We start from the raw sequence: 25,114 nt of genomic DNA on the forward strand, positions 1-25,114 counted from the left end.
CACGTGTTTTGAAAGGCGGCCTTCCCATGCCATGACATTCGTGTTGTGGCCGTGGGAAGGCCGCCTTTCACAGTGTGGCAAAGCTATGCTGTGAAACAGTGTGCCAGCGCCTTGCGCCTGCGCACCCGCACCACCACTTCGCCTCGACAGACACGCAATGCATTCACGCACTCGCGGTCCTCGGTAGTGGCTTCCGGGAAGAAACTTACACCAGTTTCCCGCCCGTGGGCCTCGATCGAAGACCGGGTGTTGTACAGAGAACCACAGCATGATCCGGTGGTGTCCTGGGAAGAATGCGGCGCCGGTTTGGCAGCGGGGTTCACAAGAAGAACATCTACCACGAAATGGAGGTGACTCTCTCATGGAGGGTCCCGAGATTCAGTATTCAGAGGCCGTCATTGACAACGGCCGCTACGGCAAGCGCGTCATCCGCTTTGAAACCGGACGCCTTGCCCAGCAGGCAGCAGGTGCTGCCATGGTCTACATTGACGAAGACACCGTTTTGCTCTCAGCCACCACTGCCGGCAAGCACCCGCGTGAAGGCTTTGACTTCTTCCCGCTGACAGTTGATGTGGAAGAGCGCATGTACGCCGCCGGCCGCATCCCGGGCAGCTTCTTCCGCCGCGAAGGCCGCCCCTCAACGGAAGCCATCCTGGCCTGCCGTTTGATGGACCGCCCGCTGCGCCCGGCATTCGTCAAGGGCCTGCGCAACGAAGTTCAAATCGTTGTTACCGTTCTGGCCATCAACCCCGACGTCCTGTACGACGTGGTCGCCATCAACGCCTCGTCCATGTCAACACAGCTCTCCGGTCTGCCGTTCTCCGGCCCCATCGGTGGCGTCCGTGTTGCACTGATCGACGACGGCCAGGGCCCGCAGTGGGTTGCGTTCCCGAAGCACTCCGAGCTGGAAAACGCCGTGTTCAACATGGTTGTTGCCGGCAAGATTGCCGGTGACGACGTCGCCATCATGATGGTGGAAGCCGAAGCAACCGACAACTCCTGGAAGCTCATCAAGGAACAGGGCCACCAGGCCCCCACCGAAGAGATCGTTTCACAGGGCCTCGAAGCTGCCAAACCGTTCATCAAGGCACTGTGTGAAGCACAGGCAGACCTGGCCGCACGCGCAGCCAAGCCCACTGTTGAATTCCCCGTCTTCCTCGACTTCCAGGATGACGTTTACAACGCCGTTGAGTCCGCTTCGGCGACCAAGCTGGCAGCTGTGTTCTCCATCGCCGACAAGCAGGAGCGCGACAACGCCTCCGACGCGTTGAAGGACGAGACCGTAGCCGCACTGGCCGGCAAATTCGAAGGCCGCGACAAGGAAATCTCCGCAGCGTTCCGCGCCCTCACCAAGCACGTCATCCGCCAGCGCATCCTCACCGAACAGGTCCGCATCGACGGCCGTGGCCTGACGGACATCCGCCAGCTCACCGCTGAAGTTGAAGTCCTGCCCCGCGTGCACGGTTCAGCCATCTTCGAGCGCGGCGAAACCCAGATCCTGGGTGTCACCACGTTGAACATGCTGAAGATGGAACAGCAGATTGACTCGTTGAGCCCGGTAACGCGCAAGCGCTACATGCACAACTACAACTTCCCGCCGTACTCCACCGGTGAAACCGGCCGCGTGGGCTCGCCCAAGCGTCGCGAAATCGGCCACGGCGCCCTGGCCGAGCGTGCCATCATGCCCGTTCTGCCAACGCGCGAGGAATTCCCCTACGCCATTCGCCAGGTCTCCGAGGCATTGAGCTCCAACGGCTCAACCTCCATGGGCTCGGTATGTGCATCGACCCTGTCGCTGCTCAACGCCGGTGTGCCGTTGAAGGCTCCCGTTGCGGGCATCGCCATGGGCCTGGTTTCCGACCAGGTTGACGGCCAGACCCGCTACGCAGCCCTAACCGACATCCTCGGCGCCGAAGATGCCTTCGGCGACATGGACTTCAAGGTTGCCGGAACCGCAGAGTTTGTCACGGCCATCCAGCTGGACACCAAGCTTGACGGCATCCCGGCGTCCGTTTTGGCTGCCGCACTGAAGCAGGCGCGCGAAGCACGCCTGCACATCCTGTCCGTCCTGACCAGCGCCATCGACGTCCCGGACGAGCTCTCCGAGTTCGCGCCCCGCGTCATTGCGGTCAAGATCCCCGTTGACAAGATCGGTGAGGTCATTGGGCCGAAGGGCAAGATGATCAACCAGATCCAGGAAGACACCGGCGCTGACATCTCCATTGAAGATGACGGCACGGTTTACATCGGTGCAACGAACGGTCCGTCAGCTGACGCCGCTCGTTCAGCGATCAACGCCATCGCCAACCCCCAGATTCCTGAAATTGGCGAGCGTTACCTGGGCACCGTTGTTAAGACCACCACGTTCGGTGCGTTCATCTCGCTCACACCGGGCAAGGATGGTCTGTTGCACATCTCCGAGCTCCGCAAGCTGGCCGATGGCAAGCGCGTGGACAACGTTGATGACATTGTTTCCGTCGGCCAGAAGATCCAGGTTGAAATCACCAAGATCGATGACCGCGGCAAGCTCTCACTCTCACCGGTTGTTGCCGGCGAAGAGAACGCCAGTGAAGAAGCAGCTACCGAAGGTGCTGCTGAATAATTCATGGCGATCACCCTTTTGCCGCTGATAAGTGCTGCTGACGGACATGGCGGGCGCGACTCCACAGTAATCTCCGGCCAGGTCGGCGGCGCCGTTGTGCGCCGCTCGGTCCTGCCTGGGGGTGTGCGGGTCCTGACAGAAGCCATGCCCGGGCAGCGCAGTGCGACAATCGGGTTTTGGGTTGGTGTTGGCTCTCGGGATGAATCCGAGGGCCAACACGGCTCAACCCATTTCCTTGAACACCTGCTGTTCAAGGGCACCCAGCGCCGGACAGCGCTGGAGATTGCCTCCGCCTTTGACGAGGTGGGAGGCGAATCCAACGCCGCCACGGCCAAGGAAAGCACCTGCTACTACGCACGTGTGCTGGACACCGACCTGCCCATGGCCATTGACGTCATCGCCGACATGGTCACCTCCGCCGTGATTGACCCGGCGGAGCTGGAGCAGGAACGCGATGTCATCCTGGAGGAAATCGCCATGGACGGCGACGACCCAACCGATGTTGCACACGAAAAGTTTGTGGCCGCCGTGCTCGGCGAGCACGCACTGGGCCGCCCCATCGGCGGCACCCCCGAAGCAATCATGGCAGTGCCCCGCGAATCCGTCTGGGCGCACTACCAAAAGCACTACCGCCCCGACACGCTGGTCATCACGGCTGCCGGCGGCCTTGACCATGACACCGTGTGCGCCCTGGTGCAGGACGCCCTGCAAACGGCCGGCTGGTCCCTGGACGAGGGCGCCATTCCGGCGCCGCGCCGTTCCAGCGATCCGGTCGCCATCACCGGAACAGCCGGACTGCATGTGGTGAACCGCCAGGTGGAGCAGGCCAACATCATCCTGGGCTGCCCGTCCCTGCGCGCCACCGATTCGCGCCGCTACGTCATGAGCGTGTTGAACTCCGTTCTTGGCGGCGGCATGTCCTCGCGCCTGTTCCAGGAGATCCGGGAGAAGCGCGGACTCGTGTATTCCACGTACTCCTTCGCCTCCTCCTACGCAGACGCAGGCTACTTTGGCATGTACGCGGGCTGCGCCCCGGCCAAGGTTGGCCAGGTCATCGGGCTGTTGACGGCCGAGCTGGAAAAGCTTGCCGAACACGGCGTCTCCGAGGAAGAGCTGAACAAGGCGCTGGGACAGCTGTCCGGCGGCATCGTGCTGGCACTGGAGGACAGCGGATCCCGCATGTCACGCCTGGGCCGGGCCGAAATTGTCACCGGCGAATTCCTTGACATTGACGAATCGCTGGACCGCATCCGCAAGGTCACCGCCGCCGAGGTGCAGGAGCTGGCCCGCGAACTGGCCGCCTCACCGCGCACCATCACCGTGGTTGGCCCGTTCGAGGAAACCGAAACCTTCGGCCTCTAACTTTTTACCTCTGCGCACGTCTGCGCAAAAATGCCGCCGTTTGACACAAATGCCAGAGATTGAACTGTGGCATTTGCGTCAAACGGCGGCATTTTTGGCTCGGGGCTCGGGGCTACTCGTTTTCATCGACACGCGACGGCGGTGCCTGCCGCCCGGAACTGGCCGCTACCCGGCGTGGCCCGGCTGGGCCACCGGGATGCCGAGCTGTTCGACGATGCGTGTCTTGGGCCCGCCTGCCAGTGCCGGGGACGCTGCCGGTGTTGACCACACCTGGGACTGCAGGCGCCGCAGGAATTGCTCCGCCGCGCCGGCCGTGGCGAAGTCCAGGTCCAGGACAACGTAGTGTTCGTCCCCCACGGGGCGGTACACGCGTTCGGCCACCACCCCTGAGGCCGCACGCCCCAGCGGATCGGACGTGTAGGCCCCCAGCCACATGCCAAAGTCCTTGATGCCGTGTTCAATCTGCAAGGTATGCATTGCCTGTCCTTTCGTGGAAACTGATGCCTTGACTTTAGGTCTGTGAGCCGCGACGCACCATCCCATAAATCTGGGAAACGTAGCCCAGTGCAGGGCGGACAATGCGCGCATACTGAAGGCATGATCAGCGAATGGGCCCTGCGCCGCTGCCTGGATCGGGTTCAGGCACTGGGGGATGCCCGCCTCAACAGCCACGCCTACCGTTCCGGCGTGCTGGGTGAGCTGCACACTGTCGTCGGACATGATGCCTGGGTCTGGCCGCTGGCGGACCCGGTCACGAGCGTTGGTGTTGCGCCGATGGCCCAGGGTCCGTTCGCGGGGGAGTTGCCGGCACTGATCTCCCTGAGGTACCGGACACGGGTCAACAGGTGGACCGCTCTGCCCATCAATCCGTCGCGGGCGGTGTCCCTGAAGCAGGCAACGGGGGGTGAGCCCGGGCTCAGTGCCTTGTGGCCGCTTTTGTCCCGCTACGGGGTGGTAGACGTCTTGTCTGTTGCCTTTGCCGACCGCTGGGGGCTGTGGGGCTGGCTCGAGCTGTGGCGGGGACAGGGCCAGGCCGACTTCTCCAGCGACGAGGCGCAGAGCCTGCAAACCATGGCGGCGGCTATTGCCACAGGCCTGCGGAAATGCTCCGCCCGGGAATTTCAAGCCGGCGCCGTTGACGGTTCCTCGTCCGGCCACCGCCAGGCCGTATTGGTGCTTGCCGACGACCTGTCCATCGTGAGCCAGACCGCATCAGCGGGCCTGTGGCTGGAATTGTTGCAGCGGGCACCCCGCCCGCACCAAGGCGTGCCGGCTGAGGTGTTGAATGTGGCTGCACAACTTTTGGCGGTGGAGTGCGGCGTTGACTCTCATCCGGCCCGTTCGCGTGTCCCTGTGGGAGGCGGGGTGTGGGCGTCCATGTCGGCGGCCAGGATGACGACGGGCCTTGCCGGTGCCACGGCGCCGATTGCCGTCACCATCCAGGACGCCCTGCCCTCGGAACGGATCGAGGTATTCGAGCGCAGCTTTGCCCTGAGCCAACGGGAATCCCAGTTGTTGGAGTTTTGTGCAGCGGGCCTGGATACGGCCGCCCTCGCCCGAAGAATGGGGCTCAGCCGGTACACGATTCAGGATGTTTTCAAGTCGCTCTTCGGCAAATGCGGTGTGCAGAGCAGGGGCGCACTCCTGGCACTGCCACTGGGGCCGCTGGCACGAGGGCGTTCTTGAGCGGTTCGGTGCGGGGGCTACCCCCCGGCGAAGGGCGGCAGCACGTCCACGACGTCGCCGGGGGAGAGCGCCAAGCTGAGGTCCCGCGTCGAGACCTCGTTGAGCAGGAAGCTGCAGCGGGTCAGGATCTCGGCCAGCGGGGGAGTGTGGCCGGACGCCGACGCCGGGAAACTCGCTACGAGAAAGTCGGACAGGTCCGCCAATGTGAACGGCTGGGATCCGGCCAGTGCGGCGAGGTCCACCCGCTGCTCCTCAACGCCCGTGGCAGCGGCTGCTGCGGCAAAGAATCGTACGAACATGCTTATCCTCCAATGGCACTCATGCTGCGGTCGGGCTGCACAAAATCTGCATCCCCCAAGCCTGGGTGGCCCATGCCGTGGGCTCGCGGCTTCGCCCACATGGCGTCCTGCCAGCGCGAGGCGACGGCGTCGTCGTCGTGCGTGGCAGAACCGGCGCGCAGCAGCGGCAGCAGGTCCACCTCGGTGCGGGAGAACAGGCAGCTCATAACCTTGCCCTCGGCTGTGATGCGGGTGCGGCGGCAGTCGGCGCAGAACGGCTCCGTCACCGAGGCGATGATGCCCACGGTGCCCAGCAGTGTTGCCGAACCGGGGTGCCTGGCCTCGAAGCGTTCGGCCGGGGCGCCGTCGCGTGCCCGCGGATCGGGGGAGAGCTCAAAGGCGGTGGCGAGGATGGCGCGGATTTCCTCGGCGGTGATCATGCCCTCGCGGGTCCAGCCATGGTCGGCGTCCAGCGGCATTTGCTCAATGAAGCGCAGTTCGTAACCGCGGTCCAGGCACCATTGCAGCAGCTCGGGCGCATGGGCGTCGTTGATGCCGCGCAGCAGGACGGCGTTGATCTTGATGGGGGCCAGGCCGGCGGCGGCAGCGGCCTCTATCCCGGCCAGGACCTGGTCAAGGAACGGGCGGCGGGTCAGTTGCAGGAAGGCGTCGTGGTGCAGCGTGTCCATGGAGACGTTCAGTCGCGTCAGCCCGGCGTCGGCCAGTGCCTGGGCCTTTTTGGCCAAGCCCACACCGTTGGTGGTCAGCGAGATGGGCAGTTCCGGGTGGTTGGCCCGCAGCGCTGCGATGATGTCGACAAGGTCCGCACGCACCAGCGGTTCCCCACCCGTGAGGCGCAGCTCGCGCACACCGAGACGGTCCACGCCCAGCCCCACCAGCCGCACGATCTCCTCGGCTGTCAGCAGTTTGTCCTTCTTCAGCCAGTCCAGCCCGGCCTCCGGCATGCAGTATTGGCAGCGCAGATTGCACTTGTCGGTCAGCGACAGGCGCATGTCGGTGGCGACCCGCCCAAACTGGTCCCGCAGGCCGGTTTCGGTTCCGCCGGGACGCGGGGCACCCGGCTCGTCAGTGCCGGGGCGCACCTCCGGCATGCCCAGTGTCACGCGTGCAGTTTCCATAGCCTCAACGCTACGCCACTTTTGGCTTTTCGGATGGGGTGAGGGCCCGCTGTCCTGCCGTCCCGGTTGCCGGCCGGCTGCCGTCCCGGTTGCCGGAGCGGTCGCAGGGCCGGCGGCCGGGCCATGCACGACGGCGGCCAACGGCTCAGACGCCCTGCGCCAGCGCCCGCTCCACAAAGGTTTTGGAGACGTCGATGTTGCGCAGGATCCGGGCCTTGCGCCGCCCTTCGGGGAGCGCCCCGGCTGCTGCCAGCTCTTCGGCGGTCCAGGGCAGGACGCTGCGGGCGCCGCCTGCGGCCCGCCAGCGCCGGTACCATTGCGGCCCGAGGAAGGGCGGCCACCAGTAGACGGACACCATCAGGGGGACCGCCGGAATCCAAAACGGCACCGCCCACATGAATTTGCGCGCCTCCTCCCAGTGCAGCGCCTCAAACAGCAGGGACGGCATGACCGCGGCAACGATGAGACCGGCGCACAGTAGGGAAAAAGGATAGTGGTTGATGGGCAGCTGCCTGCGCAGCGTCACGACGGGCGGGGCCACAGTCCATGACCGCCAGTCGCCGCGCAGAGCCAGCCATGCGGGATACAGCAGCGCGGCCACCACCGCGGGCATGAGTGGAATGCCGACCAGGACTGCGTCGTCCAGCAGCCAGCTCATGGTTGACGGCAGTTTCATGGGTCCTTCACGGTTCGTGGATTCCTGCCCGGCAGGGAAAATTCACAGTAGCAAAGCGGGCGCGGCCCCGCTCTGCTGCTGCTCACCTAGGATGGATCAAAAGGGTGCCGGGCGGCGCCTGCGGGAAGGGAACCATGCACAGATCTGTTGCCGAACACCAGGAGGCCGTTACGGAGCTGCTGCGCCGGAGCTGGGCCGGGTTCCCTTCCCCGGTGATGGACGACGGCGGCACACCCGTCCCGCTGTCTCTGGCCCGCGGGAGGGTGCTCGCCCAGGATCTTGTGGCGGGCATGGACCTGCCACCCTTCACCAATTCGCAGATGGACGGCTACGCCATGTGGGTGGATCCTGCACTGGCCGGCTCCGAACGGGCCCGTCCCGCACAATCGGAATCCGTTGATTCGGGGAAATCAACCAGTTACGTGGTGGGGGAGACCATCGCCGCAGGGGCCGTTCCAAGAGAACTGCCGCCCGGCACCGCCGCCCCCATCATGACCGGCGCCATGCTCCCGGCACGGGCAAACGCCGTGGTGCCGGTCGAACGGGCCGTGCCCGCACTATTCGCCGAGGCGGGCGCCACGGTCGAACTGCCGGCCACCGCCCCGGACGCCTTCGTCCGGGCCCAGGGAAGCGACGTGCAACGCGGGAGCACCGTCATTGCCGCCGGAACGATCCTGAACGCGGCACACCTGGGGCTGGCCGCGGCTCTGGGCTGCACCGAACTCGTGGTCCGGCGCCGGGTCCGCGTGCTGCTGCTGACCACCGGTGACGAGGTGCTGGCTCCCGGGGACCCCGCCGCGGCCAACGGGCTGCCGCCCGGCATGATCTTTGATGCCAACGGGGCGCTGCTGCGTGCGGCCCTGGAGGAATCCGGCGTCGAGGTGCTCCACAGCCACATGGTCAGGGATGAGCCCTCGGCCCTGCTGCGGCTGCTGGAATCCCGGGTGGGTCATGCCCCTGCCCACAGCGGCGCCCCGGAACCAACCTGCGACCTGGTGGTCTCAGTGGGCGGTATCAGTGCCGGCGCCTTTGAGGTGGTGCGCCAGGCACTGGGCAGTGCCGGAAAACACGCCGAGATGGAGTTCCTGCACGTGGCCCTGCAGCCCGGCGGCCCGCAGGGACTGGGCACCTTCCGGGGCGTGCCGTTCCTGGCCTTCCCCGGAAACCCCGTCAGTTCCTATGTATCCCTGGAATTGTTCCTGCGCCCGGCCCTGTCGGCGCTGCTCGGCGCCCCCACGCCCCGGCACCGCGTGGTGGCCGCCCTGGAACACCCCCTGACGTCCCCGCTGGGCAAGCACCAGATCCGGCGCGGCGTCTATTCGGGGCCCGAATTTGAATCGGCCCCGTCAGTCCATGAGGTGGGCGGGACATCCTCCCATTTGCTGGGCTCACTGGGCCGGGCCAACGCCTTGATCCAGGTCCCGGCGGGTGTCACCGCATTGCAGGCCGGCGCAAAAGTGGAAGTATGGCTGTTGTGACTACTTCAGAGACACCCGCACTCCCAGAGGCGCCCGCACTGACCCACCTGCGCCAGGACGGCACCGCCGCCATGGTGGACGTGTCAGCCAAGGTCGTGACCACCCGCGAGGCCACCGCCACCGGCACCGTGACCACCACCCCGTCCGTCATGGCGCTCCTTGGCTCCGGCGGCCTGCCCAAGGGTGACGCCCTGGCCGTGGCCCGTGTGGCAGGCATCATGGGTGCCAAGAAAACACCCGAACTCATTCCGCTGTGCCACCCCCTGCCCATCTCCAAGGTGAGTGTTGACTTTGAACTGGGCGACACCGCCGTCACCATCCTCGCCACGGTGAAAACCCGCGGGGTGACAGGTGTTGAAATGGAGGCTCTGACAGCCGTTTCCGTCGCCGCACTGAGCGTCTACGACATGATCAAGGCCGTCGACAAACACGCCGTCATCTCCGGCATTCAGGTCCTGGCCAAGAGCGGCGGCAAGAGCGGGGACTGGGCTGTGGAAGCCGGCCAAAGCCAAGAAACCACCACGCCATGAGCGCCTGCGAACCCGGAACCGGACTCGGCACGGCCGCCGTCGTCATCGCCTCCACCCGTGCGGCAATCGGCGTTTACGAGGATAAAACCGGGCCCATCATCGTTGACTGGCTCAACGAGCACGGCTTTGACGCCATGGCACCGGTGGTGGTCCCCGACGGTGCCCCGGTGGGAGCGGCGCTGCGGGCCGTGCTCACGCAACATCCCGCCGTCGTCATTACCAGCGGCGGAACAGGGCTCAGCCCCACCGACGAAACACCCGAGATGACCCTGCCCCTGCTGGACCGGAGCATCCCGGGCATCATGGAGGCGATCCGCGCTGCCGGGCTGGCCAAAACACCCATGGCGGCGCTCAGTCGCGGCCATGCCGGGCTGGCCGGGTCAACCGTCATTGTGAATTTGCCCGGCTCACCGTCCGGCGTCATGGATGGGCTGGCCGTGCTGGACCCCATCATCATTCATCTTTGCGAACAGGTGGCGGGCTCCCATGGGCACTAACGTCGAAATTGTTGCGGCACGGCTCAGCGCCGAGCCGATCTCGGTCGACGCCGCCATTGCCGCCGTGGCATCCGACACCGCCGGGGCCGTGGTCAGCTTCAGCGGCGTGGTGCGCAACCACGACGGCGGAGCTCCCGTCGAACGGTTGGCCTACAGTGCGCATCCACTCGCCGAAAAGGTGCTGCGCGAGGTGGTTGCCTCCCTGCGCGACAGCGTCCAGGACCCCGACGGGCACCCGGTGCGGATCTGGGTGGCACACCGTGTGGGACCCCTGGAAGTTGGTGAACCTGCGCTGGTCTGCGCCGTCGCCTCCTCCCACCGGGCCGAGGCGTTTGAGCTGTGCTCGTCCCTCGTCGAACGGATCAAGGCCGAGGTGCCGATCTGGAAGGAACAGTTCTTCTCCGACGGCTCCGTGGAATGGGTGGGGGCAGGCAACCTGCCGGGGCTGGACGCCCCACCGGCCGCACCACCGGCACCGGATCAGGGCCCCGGCACCGGATCAGGGCCCCGGCAAAACCCAGTAGGCTTAAACCCATGAGTGAATTGCTGAAGGTGGCCGTGCTCGGCGCCAAGGGACGAATGGGAACGGCCGCCGTTGCGGCCATCGACGCAGCGCCGGATCTGGAATTGGTGGCAGCCCTGGGCCGCAACGATTCCCTGGACATCCTGGTTGACCGCGGCGTCGACGTCGTCGTCGACTTGACCGTCCCCGATTCCACACAGACCAACGTCCACTTTGCCGTTGAGCACGGCATCCACGCAGTGGTCGGCACCACCGGTTGGGATGCCTCCCGCCTGGCCGGACTGGAGGAGCTCCTGGCGGCACACCCGCAGACGGGCGTGCTCATCGCCCCGAACTTCGCCCTGGGATCGGTGCTTGCCACGCACTTTGCCGCGAAGGCCGCCAAGTACTTTGACTCGGTGGAAATCATTGAATTGCACCACCCCCGCAAGGTTGACGCCCCCTCGGGCACGGCCCTGCGCACGGCGCAACTCGTTGCCGCGGCCCGCCGCGAGGCAGGCGTTCCCGCAGCCCCCGATGCCACCGAAACCGAGATCGACGGCGCCCGCGGCGCCGCCATCGACGGGGTCCCCGTCCACAGCGTGCGCCTGGCCGGGCTCGTGGCCCACCAGGAAGTGCTGTTCGGCAGCCACGGTGAGGCGCTGACCATCCGCCACGACTCCTTCAACCACGAATCCTTCATGCCCGGGGTCCTGCTGGGCGTGCGCACCGTTGGCACCCGTCCCGGGCTCACCCTTGGGCTCGACGGCTACCTTGACCTGGAAGGCTAGGGACGTGGCCAATCAGGCGGAAACCGCTACGAAAGCTGCACGAATGAAAATCACCAAGACAAAGGTTTGGGTGGGGCTGATCGCCCTGCTGCTTGTGTTTTACCTGGTGGTCATGCTCCAGCGCGCCGTGTTGCTGGTGGGCGACTCCGATTGGATCGCCAAGCTCATGGGTGTCGCGTACCTGGTCATCCCGTTTGTCGCCGCTTGGGCGCTTGTCAGCGAGATCTTGTTTGGTGCCCGCACCGAGTCGATGGCGAAGGTCCTTGACGCCGAAGGCGGACTGCCCGAGGATAACCTGCCACGCACGCCGGGCGGACGTATCGTCCGCGCGGCCGCGGACGCGGAATTTGAAAAATACAAGGTCGAAGCCGAAGCTGCTCCGGATGATTGGCGGTCCTGGTTCCGGCTCTCCTGCGCCTACGACGCCGCCGGGGACCGCAAGCGTGCCCGCAAGGCCATGCGCGACGCGATCGCCCTCTTCCGCACCACCCCCTAAGCCACCCCACTACCATCGAGTACGCAGTTGTTGGACGGTGCAAGCGCTTTCCTAGCGTTTTTCGTCCAACAACTGCGTACTCGAATTTTGGAGAGTTGAGGAATCATGCCCATCGCACACAACCCGGGTGACGGCGTCGAACTAGCCTGGGACTCGGTGGGGGAGGGTGTGCCGCTGCTCCTGGTCCACGGCAGCGCCCTGAGCAAGGCCATCTGGCGCGGATTTGGCTACACGAAGGCATTCCGGGAGCAGTTCCGGGTCATCACCATGGACCTGCGCGGGCACGGCCGCAGCGCCAAGCCCACCGCGCCCTCGGACTACGCCATGGACACCCTGGTGGCGGACGCCCTCGCCGTGCTGAATGCCGCAGACGCCCCCGCCGCGCACTACGGCGGCTATTCCGTCGGCGCCCGCATGGGCTTCTCCCTCGCCGTGGCCGCCCCGGAGCGCCTGCTCTCCTTCACCTCGCTGGGCGGCAGTTATCGGATTGCCCCGGGCAGCATTGGCCGGCTGTTCTTTCCCGAGTACGACGGCGCCCTCGGCAAAGGCGGCATGCCCGCCTTTGTCGCCGGCTGGGAAGCGCAGCTGGGCCGGCCCCTTGATGCGCAGACCCGGGCCGCCTTCCTGGCCAATGACGGTGCGGCACTGCGCGCCTACTTCACCCAAACCCAGGCCGACGCGCCCGTCTCCGAGGAAGCCCTGGCCGGCATCAGTACGCCGTCCCTGCTCATGGCAGGCACGGAGGACGTTTCCCGCTGTGAGGATTCCCGGCATGCAGCAGCACTCATGCCCCAGGCCCGTTTCATCGAATTGCCCGGCCGCAACCACGGCTCAACCCTGTTCCCGTCCGGGCCAGTGCTGGACCACTGGCTGCCGTTCCTGCACTCCATCCAGGCCGCCAACTCCCTCTAAGTGACCAACCCCATCTAAGCCACGAACCCGCCCTCACCTATCGGGGTGTTTTGGCGAACGCTCGCTCACCCAACGGGGTGCTCCTGGCCGACCCGCCCACCCGTCTTGGTTTTCGACACCGATCCCGCTTTCGGAAGCCCAGGATCCCGGGCTTGCGAAAGCGGGATCGGAGCCATTTTGCCGGAAGCCGGTGAGAGAGCGTTGGCAGGGGGTGGGTCACTGCCCGGGTGCAGCGACTGAACCTTCCACGGCCCGGCTATGGACACGTTGTAAGAAAACCCCCAGTAGCGGGTAACGTTTTACCCATGTCTGCCATTGAAATCTCCCCCCGCCCCTTCGGAACCTTGGTGCCCGCTATGGTCACCCCCTTCACCGCCAGCGGTGAAGTGGACTACAAGGCTGCCGGGGAACTGGCCAACAAGCTGGTCGACGACGGTTGCGACGGCATCCTTGTCACCGGCACCACGGGCGAAACCTCCACCCTGACGGACGAGGAGAACCTGGGCATGTTCCAGGCTGTCATCGATGCTGTGGGCGGCCGCGCCTGCGTGATCGCCGGCACCGGAACCAATGACACCCGCCACTCCATCAGCCTGTCCCAGCGTGCGGCGAAGCTGGCCATCGACGGCCTGCTCATCGTCACCCCGTATTACAACAAGCCCAGCCAGGCCGGCATCCAGGCCCACTTTGAGGCCATCGCCGGCGCCACCGAGCTGCCCGTGATGATCTATGACATTCCCGGCCGTGCCGGTGTCCCCATCACCACCGAAACCATCATCAAGCTGGCGGACCACCCGCGCATCACCGCGCTGAAGGACGCCAAGGCCGATTTCAGCGAAACCACCCGTGTCCTGGCCAACACCGACCTCGATGTTTACTCGGGCGACGACGGATTGACGCTGCCGCTGATGGCCGCGGGCGCCGTCGGACTGGTCAGTGTGAGCGCCCATGTGGCGGCAAAACAGTTCCGCGCGCTCATTGACGCCGCCGCAGCGGGGGACTTCACCACGGCCCGCCGCATCCACTTTGAGCTGGACCCTGTCATCCGGGCCACCATGGGACACGTGCAGGGCGCCGTGGCCGTCAAACAAATTCTCAAGTGGCAGGGAATCCTGTCCAACTCGGTTGTCCGGCTGCCTCTCGTGGAGCCCGGCGAGGCCGAGATCGCGCTGATCAAAGCTGACCTTGCGGAAGCTGGAATGGAAGTGTAACCATGACCCAAATGACTGAACCAGGGCTAAGGACCCCGCCGCCGCTCGCCAAGGGCACCCTGCGGATCGTCCCCCTGGGTGGCATTGGTGAAATTGGCCGCAACATGACCGTCTTTGAAATGGACGGCAAGCTGCTCATCGTTGACTGTGGTGTCCTGTTCCCCGAGGAAGACCAGCCCGGCGTGGACGTGATTCTGCCCGACTTCTCCTACATCAAAGACCGTCTCGACGACGTAGTGGGTGTCGTACTCACGCACGGCCACGAGGACCATATCGGCGCCGTGCCGTACCTGCTGCGCCTGCGCAACGACATCCCCCTGATCGGGTCCCAGCTGACGCTTGCCTTGATTGAGGCGAAGCTGATGGAGCACCGCATCAAGCCCTACACGCTCACGGTCAAGGAAGAGCAAGTTGAGGCGCTGGGCCCGTTCCAGTGCGAATTCATTGCCGTCAACCACTCGATCCCCGATGCGCTGGCCGTGTTCATCCGCACCGCTGGCGGCTCCGTGCTGCACACCGGCGACTTCAAAATGGACCAGCTCCCGCTGGACGGGCGCATCACCGACCTGCGCCACTTTGCCCGCCTGGGCGAGGAAGGCGTTGACCTGTTCCTGGTCGACTCCACCAATGCAGACGTCCCCGGCTTCACCACGAGCGAGGCCGAGATCGGGCCCACCCTTGAAGCGTTGTTTGGCAAGGCTGACAAGCGCATCATCGTGGCCAGCTTCTCCTCGCACGTGCACCGTGTCCAGCAGGTGCTCAATGCCGCCGTCGCGCATGACCGCAAGGTCGCCTTTGTGGGCCGCTCCATGGTCCGCAACATGGGTATTGCCGAGAAGCTGGGCTACCTCCATGTGCCCGCCGACGTGCTCGTTGACCTGAGAAACGTTGAGAACCTGCCGGATGACAAGATTGTCCTCATGTCCACCGGGTCCCAGGGCGAGCCCATGGCCGCGCTGTCCCGCATGGCCAACGGCGACCACAAGATCACCGTGGGCACGGGCGACACCGTCATCCTGGCCTCCTCCCTGATCCCCGGCAACGAAAACGCCGTTTTCCGGATCATCAACGGACTGCTGAAGCTCGGCGCCGACGTCATCCACAAGGGCACCGCCAAGGTGCACGTCTCGGGCCATGCCGCCGCCGGCGAGCTGCTGTACTGCTACAACATCCTGACGCCAAAGAACGTCATGCCCGTCCACGGCGAGACCCGCCACCTGATCGCCAACGCGAACATTGCCATCTCCTCCGGCGTGCCGGCGGAAAACGTGCTGCTCACCGACGACGGCTCCGTCATCGACTTGGTGGACGGCGTGGCGTCCATTGTTGGCCAGGTTGAATGTGGCTTCGTTTATGTGGACGGACACAGCGTTGGCGAGATCACCGACGCCGACCTGAAGGACCGCCGTGTCCTGGGCGACGAGGGTTTCATCTCCATCATCACGGTGGTGAACCGGGCCACCGGCAAGATCGTTTCCGGCCCCGACATCCACGCCCGCGGTGTTGCCGAGGATGATTCCGTCTTTGATGAGATCAAGCCCAAGATCGCCGCAGCCCTTGAGGAAGCCGTCATGGCCAGCACCGACCACACCGTGCATCAGCTCCAGCAGGTGGTGCGCCGTGTGATCGGCACCTGGGTCAACCGCAAGCTGCGCCGCCGCCCCATGATCATCCCGGTGGTCCTGGAAGCGTAGTCCCGGAGCCCGACGCACTCGAAAAATGCCGCACTTTGTGAAAAATGCCGCATTTTGCCGGAATTGCCATGGATCAAACTATGGCAATTCCGGCAAAGTGCGGCATTTGTGCAGCGGTTTCGCAACAGCGCGCCCAGCTCACCCTGTGCCCTCCACCACGTGCCGTTCAGGGCCCAAATTCGGCATATGTTTGGCGCAGGAAGGTACCGTAGAACCATGGCGACTCGTTCTTCCCCCGCCCGTTCCTCCGCCGGTCAAAAGGGTGGCGCTTCGTCGCGCACCCCCAAGACCACGAAGACACCGGCGCCCCGCAGCAAATCTTCCGCAACCCCACCGGAGGCCCACTTGGTGTGGCCGCTGCGCCTGGTCGTCGGATTATGGCAGGGTTTGGGCCACCTGATTGGTGGCGCCATCCGCCGCATGGGCACCGACAAATCGGACATGCCGCACGAGGAACGCCGCGACGGCGCGGGACTGCTGTTCATCATCCTGGCCGTCGGCATCGCCACCTTTGAATGGTGGGGCCTGGGCGGGCCCGTCGCCACTGTCGTCCAATCCGTTTTCCAGGGCACCTTCGGCTGGTTTGCCGCCATGCTCCCGCCGATGTTCCTGATTTTCTCCGTCCTCGTGTTCAGGCAGCCAAGCAACATGTCCACGAACAACCGCGTGGCCCTGGGCTTCTCCATCGCGACCCTCGCCGGCTGCGCCATCGCCCATGTGGCAGGCGGCAACCCCAACATCGCCGACGGCTTCGACGGCATCAGCGCCGCGGGCGGCATGGTGGGGGTGGTGGCAGGCGGCAGCGTCGCCAGCCTGAGCCCGCTCTTCGCCATCATCTTGTACTCAATAGTCGCCTTCGCCAGTCTGCTGGTCCTGAGCAACACCCCCGTGCGCCACATCCCCGGACGCCTGCGCGGCATTTACGAGCTGCTCATGGGCACCGAGCCCGCCCAGGGGAACACCGCCGACGGCCACGACCAGAGCTACCTCTACGACCATGAGGACGCGCCCAAGAAGCCGCGCAGCCTGCGTGCCCGGGCGAAAGCGGCCCGCGAGGCGGACGCTGAGGATGCGGGGCTGGCCATCACCGAAGCCTTCGCCACCCCCCTCATTGGCGAGGACGACGGCGGCACCCAGGATCCGGCGTCGAACTCGCCTTCCGTGCGGCCCGGAGTGCGCCGGCCCACCCGCGACGAGTTGGCCGCGGACAAGATCAAGGCCCGGCAGGGACTGCCCACCGCCAGCGACGTTTACGATCTCCAGGCGCCCGACGGCGAACCCGTCACCGAGGCGATCGGCGTGGTCGCCGCCGCGCACCCCTCCAGCGTGTTCACTGCGGACTCCGCCGCAACCCAGGCACTCCCGGCCCCGCCGGCCATGCCGCCCACACCCATCCCGGCCCGCTCGGAACAACTCCAGCTCTCCGGCGATGTCACCTACACGCTGCCCGATTCCGAGTTCCTGCCGGCAGGACCTCCCGGCAAGGACGCGACGGAAGCCAATGACTCGGTGGTTGCGGCCCTCACCGACACCATGCAGCAGTTCAACGTCGACGCCCAGGTGACAGGATTCAGCCGCGGCCCCACCGTGACACGCTACGAAATTGAACTGTCCCCGGGCACCAAGGTGGAGCGCGTCACCGCGCTGAGCAAGAACATCTCCTACGCCGTGGCCTCCTCGGATGTGCGCATCCTGAGCCCCATCCCCGGCAAGAGCGCCATTGGCATCGAGATCCCCAATGCCGACAAGGAAATCGTGGTGCTCGGCGACGTGCTGCGCTCCGCCAACGCCCGCCGCACCGAACACCCCATGGTCATGGGCGTGGGCAAAGACGTTGAGGGCGGGTTCGTCGTCGCCAACCTGGCAAAGATGCCCCACCTGCTTGTGGCCGGTGCCACCGGTGCCGGCAAGTCGTCCTTCGTGAACTCCATGATCGTCTCGATCCTCATGCGTGCCACACCGGATGAGGTGCGCATGGTCATGGTTGACCCGAAGCGGGTGGAATTGACCGCCTACGAGGGCGTGCCGCACCTGATCACCCCCATCATCACCAACCCGAAGAAGGCCGCCGAGGCACTGCAATGGGTGGTGCGGGAAATGGACACCCGCTACGACGACCTCGCCAACTTTGGCTTCAAGCACATCGACGAGTTCAACAAGGCCGTCAAGGCCGGCAGCGTGCACCCGCCGGCCGGCTCCAAGCGCATCATGCGGCCGTACCCGTACCTTCTGGTGATTGTGGACGAACTCGCCGACCTCATGATGGTGGCCCCGCGCGACGTGGAAGATTCCATCGTGCGCATCACCCAGCTGGCCCGCGCCGCCGGCATCCACCTGGTCCTGGCCACCCAGCGTCCGTCCGTGGACGTGGTCACGGGCCTGATCAAGGCCAACGTGCCCTCCCGCATGGCCTTCGCCACCTCCTCCGTGACCGACTCCCGCGTGGTACTCGACCAGCCCGGCGCCGAGAAGCTCCTGGGCCAGGGTGACGCCTTGTTCCTGCCCATGGGCAAGTCCAAGCCGGTCCGTGTCCAGGGCGCCTGGGTAACGGAGGCTGAAATCAAGGCCGTCGTCGACCATGTCAAGGGACAGCTCAAGGCCACCTACCGAGACGACGTTGCCGTCGAGGCGCCCAAGAAGGTCATCGAGGACGACATCGGAGACGACATGGACCTGCTGCTGCAGGCCACCGAGCTCGTCGTGACCACACAGTTCGGTTCCACCTCCATGCTCCAGCGCAAGCTGCGCGTGGGCTTCGCCAAGGCGGGCCGGCTCATGGACCTGCTGGAATCCCGCGGCGTCGTGGGACCCTCTGAAGGATCCAAGGCCCGCGACGTCATGGTCAAGCCTGACGACCTCGCCGAAACCCTCGCCGCCATCCGCGGTGACGGACCTGTGGGTGGGGGATCCGGCGTCGAACCTTCATCCGTTACACCGGCACCTGCCGTTGACCCCATGACAGCGGCGCTGGCCGAGAACGCCAACGCCAACCACGGTTGGGGCGGGGACCTGGTGGCCGATGACCTGGCCAACCGTCCGCAGGCAGTGGAGTACAACGACGGCGACGACGACGATGAGGGTGGCGAGGACGCATGGTCGTTGACGGGACGATAGTGGGCGGGCCGGCACGCAATGCCGCCGCCAGCCATTTTGCCGATAGCCTTGCACTGTGACTGAACCGGTGGCGCCACGCCCTTCAAACTGGAACCTGCCCAACGCACTGACGCTTTTGCGGATTGTGCTGGTGCCGTTCTTCGTCTGGGCCTTCGTGGCCGACGACGGCGCTTACGGTGCGCTGCGCTGGCTGGCCGTGGTCCTCTTTGTCGTGGCCATTTATACTGACAAGCTCGACGGTGACATCGCCCGCGCGCGCGGCCTCATCACCAGTTTTGGCAAGATTGCCGACCCGATCGCCGACAAGCTGCTGATCGGCTCCGCCTTGATCATGCTCTCGGCGGTGGGGGAGCTGTGGTGGTGGGTCACCATCGTCATGCTCGTGCGTGAAGTGGGGATCACCCTGCTGCGATTTGTCGTCATCCGCTACGGCGTCATGGCGGCGTCCAAGGGCGGCAAGCTGAAGACGGTGCTGCAGACGCTGGCGATCTTTGTCTATCTGCTGCCCGTCACCCCAGCTATTTCATGGCTCTCGGTCGTGGCGCTGGTCATCATGCTCATTGCCCTGGCCGTCACGGTTGTGACGGGTGGGGATTACCTCGTGAAGGCCTGGCAATTGCGCACTGCCGGCCGGGCGCGGAGGTAAGCGGTGCTGACGGGCCTTGCTGAACTTGTCACCGCAGCGGTCGCTGCCAACATCACCGTGGCAACTGCCGAGTCGCTGACCGGCGGTATGGTCGCGGCAACGATTGTCCAGGTGCCCGGCTCCTCGGCCATGTTGCAGGGCGGTGTCATCGCCTACCAAAATGAGCTCAAGGAACGGCTGTTGGGCGTGTCGTCCGAATTGTTACGGGACAAGGGAGCGGTGGATCCTGACGTTGCCTGCGCCATGGCGTTGGGTGTGTGCGCGGCTGCCGGGGCCAGGGTCGGCATCTCAACAACTGGCGTGGCCGGACCGGAACCGCACCAGGGCAAGGACGTCGGGCACGTATATATAGGAGTGGCCTTCGACGGGGAGGTGCAGTCCTATGAATACCACTTTGCCGGCGACCGGGAAACGATCAGGGTGGCGGCCACACAGGAAGCCATTTCGCTGCTTGAACAGGTTGTTAAAGCTGCCGGGGAACAAAAGTTGTGACCAGATAGTTAGTCATAGTGAACGCAAATGGTGGCCATTCGCTCTAGTATGGGAACACCAAGCGGACAAAGCGTCTATTCGGGATCCTCCCGGATGGCGCAAGCGAAATGGACTGCAGTGATCGAACAAGGAGCAAGGCGATACCAATGGTGAAACAACCCGTATCCGTAAACGGCGTAGTGCGCTGGCGGGATGTGGGTTTGGCAGACGCAAAACCGCATCAGCAGAAGGAGCGCAAGATGGTGGTATTACGCCACGAAATTGGTGACGTCCTCCGGGATGTGCGTCAACGTCAAGGCCGCACACTCCGTGAAGTCTCACACAATGCACGTGTCTCGTTGGGCTACCTCAGTGAGGTGGAACGTGGGCAGAAGGAAGCATCCTCAGAGCTGCTGTCCTCTATCTGTTCCGCCCTTGACGTACCGCTGTCACTGATGTTGCGTGAAGTCAGCGACCGTCTGGCCATTGCCGAAGGCGTGGCCGTCCCGGACACCGTTCCCCAGGAATTCTCCGCCCGCTACGGCAGGGACCTGAACGAGGAACTCTCCGAAGAACTGAACAAGGGCCTCGTGTCCAACTCCTTCTAATCCAGCTGCCCGCGGTGTCGGGCAGCCACTAACGTTACTTGGCCCCTCCGTGCTGGAGGGGCCAAGTGCTTTAAAGACGACGCTCGCTCACAGACGCTCGCTCACATATGGCTGGATTTCTGGCGACGCTCGCTCAGTTGTGGGGGTCTTTTGAGGAACGCTCGCTCGCTCAGTTGGGAGTCAGCGCGTGTATTCGGTGTTGAGTTTGGCCAGCAGTGTGGCCAGTGTGGCCAGCTCGGCCTCGTCCCAATTCTTGAGCCGGGCATGGAACGCATTTTGCCGGCCGGTCTGGATCAGGCTCATCTTTTCCCTACCGGCGTCGGTCAGCTCAATGAGCTGGGCCCTGCCATCGACCGGATCATCTTCCTTCTGCACCAGCCCGATATTCAGCAACAAGGCGATCTGCCTGCTGATCGACGGTTTGCCCACGCCGATGTGTTTGGCAAGATCTGTCAGGCGCATCTGGCCCTGGTGCAACAGCACTGACAGCAGTCCGTAGGCGGCGGGCTCCAAATCAGAATGAACGCTGCGAGTGAGCTGGTAGTTGATGGCCCGGGCGCGCCGCCACAACAAACTTAACTGGAGATCAAGGTCTTCCATGGCCGCAACCTTGCCGGGGTTCCCGGACGCCTGGTGTGGGTCGCTACTAGTCATGGCACAAGTCTATGCGCCGGTGTGGGATCCCGCGCCCCATTAAACGGCGCAGGCATGCAAGAATAGTCGGGTGCGAGTAAGTGAATTTTGGCGATTGATGGATGAGGAATTTAGCCCCTCCTATTCCCGTGTTGTGGCACGGGACCTGGTCTTGAGCGGTGTTGGCGGCAATACCGCCAGCGAAGCCCTGCGTGCCGGCTATGAGCCGAGGAAAATCTGGCTTGAAGTGTGCAAGGTCCAGGATGTCCCGGAGTCGCGCTGGCTGGGCCGTGACATTGTTGCCAAGGACTAACGGAAGCAAACAACGACTCCGCGACACGCCACGGGCAAATCTTCGAATATCTATTCGATGGAAACTATAGTTACTGTGTGTCCAGCTGTGGGCAAGTTAAATAGTTGTCCACAATTTAGGCGTTTGAGCTTGCAGACCGCAGACAATGTCAGACCCTTGAACTAGCGTTTTAGCTAACAAGTTAATTAGCTGCTGTCAGGTTCCATCAGCAGCATGCCGGGCAGCCGTCTGGCAGTACGGGACCATTTGAGTTTGCATCAGACCACTAACCGGGCGTTGCGCCAATCGCGCAGTTGCTTGGAGCCGGAAACGGCGCACAGGAAAGACCGAGGTGAATCATGGCCGCTCCCGCAGACCGTGAAAAAGCGCTGGCAGCAGCACTTGCCCAGATTGACAAGCAATACGGCAAGGGTTCAGTCATGCGCCTGGGTGACGATGTTCGGGCACCCATTGAAGTAATCCCCACGGGGTCCATTGCCCTGGATGTCGCTCTAGGCATAGGCGGGTTGCCACGCGGACGCGTCGTGGAGATCTACGGGCCGGAGTCTTCCGGAAAGACCACGTTGGCCCTGCACGCTGTGGCCAGTGCCCAGAAGCTTGGTGGCATTGCAGCCTTCATTGATGCCGAGCACGCGCTTGACCCGGAATACGCAGCCAAACTCGGCGTAGACACTGACGCGCTCCTGGTGTCGCAGCCGGATACGGGTGAGCAGGCCTTGGAAATCATGGACATGCTCATCGGTTCGGGCTCCCTGGACGTCATCGTCATTGACTCCGTGGCGGCCCTTGTGCCCCGTGCCGAAATTGAAGGCGACATGGGTGACAGCCACGTTGGCCTGCAGGCCCGCCTCATGAGCCAGGCTCTACGTAAGATCACCGGGCGCCTGAGCCAGACCAAGACGACCGCCATCTTCATCAACCAGCTGCGGGAGAAAATCGGTGTGTTCTTCGGCAGCCCCGAAACGACCACCGGTGGCAAGGCGCTGAAGTTCTATGCGTCAATCCGCCTTGACATTCGGCGCATCCAGACCTTGAAAGAGGGTGCCGACGCCGTTGGCAACCGCACCAAGGTCAAGGTCGTCAAGAACAAAATGGCCCCACCGTTCAAGATCGCCGAGTTCGACATCATCTATGGTGTAGGCATTTCGCGTGAAGGCGGAATCATCGACATGGGTGTCGAACACGGCATCATCCGCAAATCAGGTTCCTGGTACACCTATGACGGCGACCAGCTGGGACAGGGCATGGAGAACTCACGGCGCTTTTTGAAGGACAACCCGGAGCTGGCAGATGAACTGGAGCGTCTCATCAAGGCAAAGCTGGGAGTGGGCGTCATTGCCGAGACTGAAGAAGAAGCAGCCCCCAAACTCAAAGCAGTTGACGGCTTCTAGGAAACTTGAGTGAATAGCGCCCGCCCGGCACCGGAACTGGACCCCGACGCGAATCCCGCGTCGGTGGCCCGGTCCATTGTGCTGCGACAGTTGGCGAATTCCGCCAAGAGCAGGCACCAATTGAGCCAAAAGCTTGCCGAACGTAACATTCCCGAAGATGTGGCCGAAGCCGTGCTCGACCGATTTGAAGCGGTCAAGCTCATCGATGATGGCGACTTTGCGCAGATGTGGGTGCGCAGCAGGTCCCAGCACAAGTCACTGGCTCGGGGCGCCTTGAAGCGGGAATTGGCTGACAAGGGCATTGCGCCGGAACTGGCCGGAGCAGCCCTGGCCCAGATCGATGATGACACCGAACTCGAGCAGGGCAAGGAGCTCGTACGCCGCAAGCTGCGGGGTTCGATCGATCTGAATGACCGGCTGGAGCGTGAGAAGTACACGCGCCGCTGGGTGGGTATGCTGGCGCGCAAGGGATTCAACCCGTCCCTGGCATTTGGCATGGTTTCCGACGTCATTGAAGCGAGCCTGCAAGATGACTAACAGGCATGCATTTTTGCAACGAATCCTTGTCGCCTGTGCTGCGGCAGGGGTTGTTGCTGCCTGCTCCTTCTTCGCCGTACCGGCGCAGGCCGAGGACGGTCCGCCCTCTGGATTTCCCAGCTGGTCCGACGTGGAGAAAACCAAGAATGACGCGGCGGCCGCTGCCGCACAGGTCGGCAATATTTCACAACTGCTGGACATGCTGGACAACGAGGCCGGCGTTCTGGGGGATGCCGCCGTCCAGGCAGGGGCCGACTACGCTACGACCCAACAAACACTTGATGCGGTGACCGCGCAAGTCACCATCCTGAACGCCCAAGCGCAAAGGGCCGACGAGCAAGCCCAGCAGTACACGCGAGAAGCAGTCGCCGTAGCGGTGCAAAGCTACAAGAACGGCGGGGCGAACTTCGGGGTCATTGCTACCATCGCGGACCTGGAATCGGCAAAGAATCTCAACGGGGTGGACTTGCTGCAGAAAATCGGTGAACGGTCGGCCATCAAGGCAGCCCGCGCCAGCGAATCGCAAGCAGCGGCTACCGAATTGCAAAAGACGCGGGAATCCGCACTGGTAGTCCACAAGGAATTGACCGCCCAAGCAGTGACTGCCCGGGACGCTGCAGTGGCCGCGCAATCTGCCCTGAACCGGCAGATCGAAACCCAACAAGAACAAAGCAGCACCCTTGTCGCTCAACTGGCGTTCTTGAAGGGCACCTCCGATGCGCAGGAACGCGAATACCGCCAGGGCCAAACTGCGCTGGCACATTACGAACAAGTCCAGGACGCCAAACGCAAAGCGGATGATGCCGCCCGGCGCGCCGTCGAGGCGGAAAACAACACCCCAAAGCATCAGTCGCTGCCGGAGTCCAAACCGTTTCCCGACCCAGTGCCAGCACCCTCCCCGAAACCGGTTCCAGCACCGAAACCTGTGCCTGAAGCAGCCCCGCAGCCAGCGCCCGAACCCATCGTGCCGGAGCCGCCTGTGGTAACCCCACCCGGCGGATCGGGAGCCCTGGAACCCAACCTCCCCGGTGGGGCAGTCAACGACCCCGCAGGCGCCAAGGCTTACGCTGCCGGCTCGCTGGGCTCCTTTGGATGGGGGCAGGACCAATTCCAGTGCCTCGATAATCTGTGGGAACGGGAATCCAATTGGCGCACCAATGCCACCAACCCCTCTAGCGGGGCCTATGGAATCGCCCAGGCGCTGCAGCCCAGCAGGTACGGCGATGTCGGCAATGACTGGCTCACCAACTATCGGACACAAGTCACCTGGGGCCTTGGCTATATCCAGGGCCGGTACGGTTCGCCCTGCGGCGCATGGGACCATTCCCAAACCATCGGCTGGTACTGATTCCCAGCTGATTAGGTTGACTGGCTCGCCAGCGGCTCGCCAGCGGCCCGTCCAACGGGTCCCTCGGTTCAACGGTCCCTCGGTGCGGTGGGCCGAGCCCGCCCACTCAGCCCACCCACGCAGCCTGCCCACCGCTCGGGCGGTTTAGCCTATACGCGGTGACAGGTCTTAAGCTTGTACGGTGAGCCTGATCCAAGAC

24 protein-coding genes and 1 pseudogene are annotated in these 25,114 nt (G+C 64.2%); 20 read left to right on the forward strand and 5 right to left on the reverse strand.

Features of this window, described 5'->3' with window-relative positions; all coding sequences use genetic code 11:
- Nucleotides 1-361 precede the first annotated feature (361 nt).
- Both art_RS20175 and art_RS20180 read left to right on the forward strand, forming a co-directional pair.
- A complete protein-coding gene (locus art_RS20175) occupies nucleotides 362-2,602 on the forward strand; it encodes a polyribonucleotide nucleotidyltransferase (protein WP_038467844.1) in 2,241 nt (746 codons plus the stop codon).
- A gap of 3 nt (nucleotides 2,603-2,605) precedes the next feature.
- Entirely contained in the window at nucleotides 2,606-3,964 is a 1,359-nt protein-coding gene (locus art_RS20180) for a pitrilysin family protein (protein WP_082000474.1), read from the forward strand.
- 165 nt (nucleotides 3,965-4,129) lie between these two features.
- Here art_RS20180 and art_RS20185 read toward each other — a convergent pair whose 3' ends face one another.
- Nucleotides 4,130-4,441, reverse strand: coding sequence for a hypothetical protein (locus tag art_RS20185; protein ID WP_038467846.1), 312 nt, complete (start codon nucleotides 4,439-4,441; stop codon nucleotides 4,130-4,132).
- A 120-nt stretch (nucleotides 4,442-4,561) separates the two neighbouring features.
- Between art_RS20185 and art_RS20190 the strand changes: the two genes are divergently transcribed.
- Nucleotides 4,562-5,650: a LuxR C-terminal-related transcriptional regulator gene (locus tag art_RS20190; RefSeq protein WP_038467850.1), complete on the forward strand. Its 1,089-nt coding sequence runs from the start codon at nucleotides 4,562-4,564 to the stop codon at nucleotides 5,648-5,650.
- Nucleotides 5,651-5,667: 17 nt separating this feature from the next.
- On the opposite strand, the gene art_RS20195 is transcribed toward art_RS20190, so the two are convergent.
- The 3 genes from art_RS20195 to art_RS20205 all read right to left on the reverse strand — a co-directional run bounded on the left by art_RS20195 (nucleotide 5,668) and on the right by art_RS20205 (nucleotide 7,743).
- Nucleotides 5,668-5,949 carry a MoaD/ThiS family protein gene (locus tag art_RS20195; RefSeq protein WP_038467852.1) on the reverse strand — a complete coding sequence of 94 codons (282 nt, stop codon included), beginning with the start codon at nucleotides 5,947-5,949 and terminating at the stop codon, nucleotides 5,668-5,670.
- Between the two features lie 2 nt (nucleotides 5,950-5,951).
- Complete coding sequence (gene moaA, locus art_RS20200; RefSeq protein WP_225437406.1) at nucleotides 5,952-7,040, reverse strand: GTP 3',8-cyclase MoaA; 1,089 nt, start codon at nucleotides 7,038-7,040, stop codon at nucleotides 5,952-5,954.
- A 172-nt stretch (nucleotides 7,041-7,212) separates the two neighbouring features.
- On the reverse strand, nucleotides 7,213-7,743 hold the full coding sequence (locus tag art_RS20205; protein ID WP_038467857.1) for a hypothetical protein: 531 nt from the start codon (nucleotides 7,741-7,743) through the stop codon (nucleotides 7,213-7,215).
- A 134-nt stretch (nucleotides 7,744-7,877) separates the two neighbouring features.
- On the opposite strand from art_RS20205, the gene glp reads away from it, so the two are divergent.
- The 13 genes and pseudogenes from glp (at nucleotide 7,878) to art_RS20270 (ending at nucleotide 20,693) form a co-directional block, all read left to right on the forward strand.
- Nucleotides 7,878-9,221, forward strand: a complete 1,344-nt coding sequence (glp, locus tag art_RS20210; RefSeq protein WP_038471203.1) for a gephyrin-like molybdotransferase Glp — start codon at nucleotides 7,878-7,880, stop codon at nucleotides 9,219-9,221.
- Complete coding sequence (gene moaC, locus art_RS20215; protein ID WP_052136836.1) at nucleotides 9,209-9,751, forward strand: cyclic pyranopterin monophosphate synthase MoaC; 543 nt, start codon at nucleotides 9,209-9,211, stop codon at nucleotides 9,749-9,751. Before glp ends, moaC begins: the two co-directional genes overlap by 13 nt.
- The gene (locus art_RS20220; protein ID WP_038467860.1) at nucleotides 9,748-10,248 is read left to right on the forward strand and encodes a molybdenum cofactor biosynthesis protein B; all 501 of its coding nucleotides are present in this window, start codon (nucleotides 9,748-9,750) and stop codon (nucleotides 10,246-10,248) included. The genes moaC and art_RS20220 overlap by 4 nt, the downstream gene beginning before the upstream one ends.
- Nucleotides 10,238-10,681 (forward strand): annotated as a pseudogene (locus art_RS20225) (molybdenum cofactor biosynthesis protein MoaE); the annotation flags it as partial. The gene art_RS20220 and the pseudogene art_RS20225, both read left to right, overlap by 11 nt.
- Nucleotides 10,682-10,782: 101 nt before the next feature.
- Nucleotides 10,783-11,541: a 4-hydroxy-tetrahydrodipicolinate reductase gene (gene dapB, locus art_RS20230; RefSeq protein WP_038467863.1), complete on the forward strand. Its 759-nt coding sequence runs from the start codon at nucleotides 10,783-10,785 to the stop codon at nucleotides 11,539-11,541.
- A gap of 43 nt (nucleotides 11,542-11,584) precedes the next feature.
- A complete protein-coding gene (locus tag art_RS20235; protein WP_038471209.1) occupies nucleotides 11,585-12,037 on the forward strand; it encodes a hypothetical protein in 453 nt (150 codons plus the stop codon).
- A 105-nt stretch (nucleotides 12,038-12,142) separates the two neighbouring features.
- Nucleotides 12,143-12,949, forward strand: a complete 807-nt coding sequence (locus art_RS20240) for an alpha/beta fold hydrolase (protein WP_038467866.1) — start codon at nucleotides 12,143-12,145, stop codon at nucleotides 12,947-12,949.
- Between the two features lie 305 nt (nucleotides 12,950-13,254).
- Nucleotides 13,255-14,160 (forward strand): 4-hydroxy-tetrahydrodipicolinate synthase, encoded by a 906-nt coding sequence (gene dapA, locus art_RS20245; protein WP_038467868.1) that lies wholly within the window; start codon nucleotides 13,255-13,257, stop codon nucleotides 14,158-14,160.
- Nucleotides 14,161-14,162: 2 nt separating this feature from the next.
- Nucleotides 14,163-15,854 carry a ribonuclease J gene (locus art_RS20250; protein ID WP_038467869.1) on the forward strand — a complete coding sequence of 564 codons (1,692 nt, stop codon included), beginning with the start codon at nucleotides 14,163-14,165 and terminating at the stop codon, nucleotides 15,852-15,854.
- A gap of 216 nt (nucleotides 15,855-16,070) precedes the next feature.
- Nucleotides 16,071-18,968, forward strand: a complete 2,898-nt coding sequence (locus tag art_RS20255; RefSeq protein WP_038467871.1) for a DNA translocase FtsK — start codon at nucleotides 16,071-16,073, stop codon at nucleotides 18,966-18,968.
- A gap of 55 nt (nucleotides 18,969-19,023) precedes the next feature.
- Complete coding sequence (pgsA, locus tag art_RS20260; RefSeq protein ID WP_038467873.1) at nucleotides 19,024-19,614, forward strand: CDP-diacylglycerol--glycerol-3-phosphate 3-phosphatidyltransferase; 591 nt, start codon at nucleotides 19,024-19,026, stop codon at nucleotides 19,612-19,614.
- A gap of 3 nt (nucleotides 19,615-19,617) precedes the next feature.
- A complete protein-coding gene (locus art_RS20265; protein WP_325169865.1) occupies nucleotides 19,618-20,106 on the forward strand; it encodes a CinA family protein in 489 nt (162 codons plus the stop codon).
- A gap of 146 nt (nucleotides 20,107-20,252) precedes the next feature.
- Nucleotides 20,253-20,693, forward strand: a complete 441-nt coding sequence (locus art_RS20270) for a helix-turn-helix domain-containing protein (protein WP_038467875.1) — start codon at nucleotides 20,253-20,255, stop codon at nucleotides 20,691-20,693.
- A 180-nt stretch (nucleotides 20,694-20,873) separates the two neighbouring features.
- Here art_RS20270 and art_RS20275 read toward each other — a convergent pair whose 3' ends face one another.
- On the reverse strand, nucleotides 20,874-21,347 hold the full coding sequence (locus art_RS20275) for a MarR family winged helix-turn-helix transcriptional regulator (protein ID WP_038467877.1): 474 nt from the start codon (nucleotides 21,345-21,347) through the stop codon (nucleotides 20,874-20,876).
- Nucleotides 21,348-21,417: 70 nt separating this feature from the next.
- Between art_RS20275 and art_RS20280 the strand changes: the two genes are divergently transcribed.
- The 4 genes from art_RS20280 (at nucleotide 21,418) to art_RS20295 (ending at nucleotide 24,915) form a co-directional block, all read left to right on the forward strand.
- The gene (locus tag art_RS20280) at nucleotides 21,418-21,639 is read left to right on the forward strand and encodes a DUF3046 domain-containing protein (protein ID WP_038467879.1); all 222 of its coding nucleotides are present in this window, start codon (nucleotides 21,418-21,420) and stop codon (nucleotides 21,637-21,639) included.
- A 338-nt stretch (nucleotides 21,640-21,977) separates the two neighbouring features.
- Nucleotides 21,978-23,030 (forward strand): recombinase RecA, encoded by a 1,053-nt coding sequence (gene recA, locus art_RS20285; protein WP_038467881.1) that lies wholly within the window; start codon nucleotides 21,978-21,980, stop codon nucleotides 23,028-23,030.
- A 9-nt stretch (nucleotides 23,031-23,039) separates the two neighbouring features.
- Complete coding sequence (locus tag art_RS20290; RefSeq protein ID WP_038467883.1) at nucleotides 23,040-23,567, forward strand: regulatory protein RecX; 528 nt, start codon at nucleotides 23,040-23,042, stop codon at nucleotides 23,565-23,567.
- Nucleotides 23,560-24,915 carry a lytic transglycosylase domain-containing protein gene (locus tag art_RS20295; RefSeq protein WP_162182080.1) on the forward strand — a complete coding sequence of 452 codons (1,356 nt, stop codon included), beginning with the start codon at nucleotides 23,560-23,562 and terminating at the stop codon, nucleotides 24,913-24,915. The genes art_RS20290 and art_RS20295 overlap by 8 nt, the downstream gene beginning before the upstream one ends.
- The last annotated feature ends 199 nt before the right edge of the window (nucleotides 24,916-25,114 follow it).

The sequence above is a fragment of the Arthrobacter sp. PAMC 25486 genome, assembly GCF_000785535.1.
Lineage (GTDB): Bacteria > Actinomycetota > Actinomycetes > Actinomycetales > Micrococcaceae > Specibacter.